1 protein-coding gene is annotated in these 2,326 nt (G+C 65.3%); it reads left to right on the top strand.

Features of this window, described 5'->3' with window-relative positions; all coding sequences use genetic code 11:
- Positions 1-314: 314 nt before the first annotated feature.
- On the top strand, positions 315-2,326 hold a 2,012-nt coding region (locus tag VGT80_RS16885; protein ID WP_327457823.1), incomplete at its 3' end, for a family 16 glycosylhydrolase.

Raw genomic sequence — 2,326 nt, 5'->3', positions numbered from 1 at the left:
ACGGCTCGGGCAACACCTGGATCTATTTCGACCGCGACGGTCACGGGACGGCCGACCCGTGGGGCACCAAGATCGCCACCTTGAGCCATGTGGCCGCGTCCAGCCTCACCGCCAGCGACTGGATCTTCCACTAGCGGGCGGGAACAAACGGCCGCTCAAGATGGTTGTGGTCGCCCATCGCGGCCGAACCAAGTCTTATGGTCAAGGTGTAAAGAACACGGGCCCAAGAAATCTCGAAACTGAAGCTCTGCTGCAGTGAACCTAAGCCATGGGTTTGCAGTTTTGCTTACCGCTTCCAGCGGAGACTTCCGATAGTGCCCTACTTCAACTACCTTGGCCAAGCGATGCCGGAGAGCGCCTCGCCCACCAACAATGTCTACGGCACCTCTGCCGGCAACGAGACCCTCACCGCGCCCACCGGACCTTCCAGCGTCGATTCCGGCGGCGGCGCGGGCGATGTGCTGATCGGGTCGAATGGCGACAACATCTTCTATGTGAAGGATCCCTCGGACATCGTGCGGGTCGATCCCGGCCTGTCGGGCGTCAAGAGCGTCACCGCCTTCGCCTCGTTCAGCTTGCCGGCCAACGTCCAGAACCTGACCTCGTCGGGCGCCTTCAACTATGCGGCCGGCAACAGCCTCGACAACCTGATCGTGGTCGGCAACGACGCCGAGACCATCTACGGCGGCCCCGGCAACGACGTGCTGGTGGGCGGCGCCGGCGCAAACACCTTCATGGTCAAGGCGGGCGAGGGCAACGACGTCATCTACGGCTGGCAGTCGAAGGACCAGATCCAGCTGGCCGGAGCCGCCTTCAAGACCTTCGCCGACGTGCAGGCGGCGATGACCCAGAAGGGCGCCGACGTCTCCCTGCAGATCGATGCGAACGAGGTGCTGATCTTCCGCAACACCACGCCCTCGTCGTTCACTTCCAGCCAGTTCCTGCTGCCGCTCGACCGGACGAAGCTGGGGCCCCAGACCTTCAACGACGATTTCAACACCTTCCAGGTCTACAATTTCTCGAACAACACTGGACACTGGCAGACCAACTTCGGGTTCGATCCGCACAACATCAATAACTACACCCTGCAGGGGAACGGCGAGCTGCAGCGCTACATCAGCGCCGACTTCCAGGGCACCGCCGACCATCCGCTGGGCTACAACCCGTTCAGCGTCTCGGGCGGCGTCCTGACCATGACGGCCCAGCCGTTCGCGGCCAGCGATTCCAGCTTCGCCTACGGCGGCAGCTACTCGTCGGGGATGATCGACACCCGCGGCATCTTCGAACAGAAGTACGGCTACTTCGAGATGCGGGCGGCCATCCCCACGACCGCCACCGGCGCCTGGCCCGCCTTCTGGATGGTGCCCGACCCGAACGGCTCGGGCATCGAGGCCGACATCACCGAAGACATCGCCAACAACAACCAGATCGACTTCGTGCGCGGCTATGGCGGCGCGGGCAACGCCTCGGCCTTCTCCAACGTGCTGAAGACCGGCGACATCACCGGCTTCCACACCTACGGCATGCTGTGGACGCCGACGACGGTGACCTACTACTACGACGACCAGGCGGTCTATCAGACCGCCACGCCAGCCACCTGGACCAGCCCGATGTACATGATCGCCAACCTGGCGATCGGCGGGTTCGGCGGCAACCCGGACCCCTCGAAGTTCCCCGCCTCGATGCAGATCGACTACATCCGCGCCTACGCCTTGCCGGATGGGTCGAGCGTGGTGCAGAACCTGACGCCGCTGGCGCCGGGCGGCACGCTGCACATCAATGGCGCCGTCGTCGCGGGCCAGCCGGCGCTCACCGTCCAGACCTTCGACGACGACCACACGGCGGTGACCACCCGCCGGGTGGTGGAGATCTCCGCCGATCCGCAGCACGCCACCTCGGCCGAGCTCAGCGCGGCCGGGACCAAGGCGCTGCTGATCTGGAACCAGGGCGGGGCGGTGTTCGCCTCCTACAAGGACGGCACGACCTATTCCGCCGCGACGCCGATCGCCGTGGGCACGATCGAGAGCCTGCAGATGAAGGGCGGCTTCCTGTCCGACGGCAACGCCGTGCTCGACTGGGTGCAGACCGACAACGGCGTACAGCACGCCTGGGCCGATGTGGTCACCACCTCGAACATGGGCCAGGAGAAGCAGCAGCTCGGCGCGGCGAGCGGGGGCATCACCGAGTCGGCGACGGCGCACGGCGGCTTTGCGATCTCCTGGCACAACGGCGCCGAGATCGATGCCCGCGGCTACGACGGCTACACCTATTTCGGCCAGCTGGTGACCACCCAGGGCGACGTGGCGGGGATCAATTCCGCCGGCGA

This window comes from Phenylobacterium sp. (genome assembly GCF_035944335.1).
GTDB lineage: Bacteria > Pseudomonadota > Alphaproteobacteria > Caulobacterales > Caulobacteraceae > Phenylobacterium.
The sequence above is the reverse complement of the archived record's forward strand: the minus strand, read 5'-3'. Positions and strand labels throughout refer to the sequence as shown.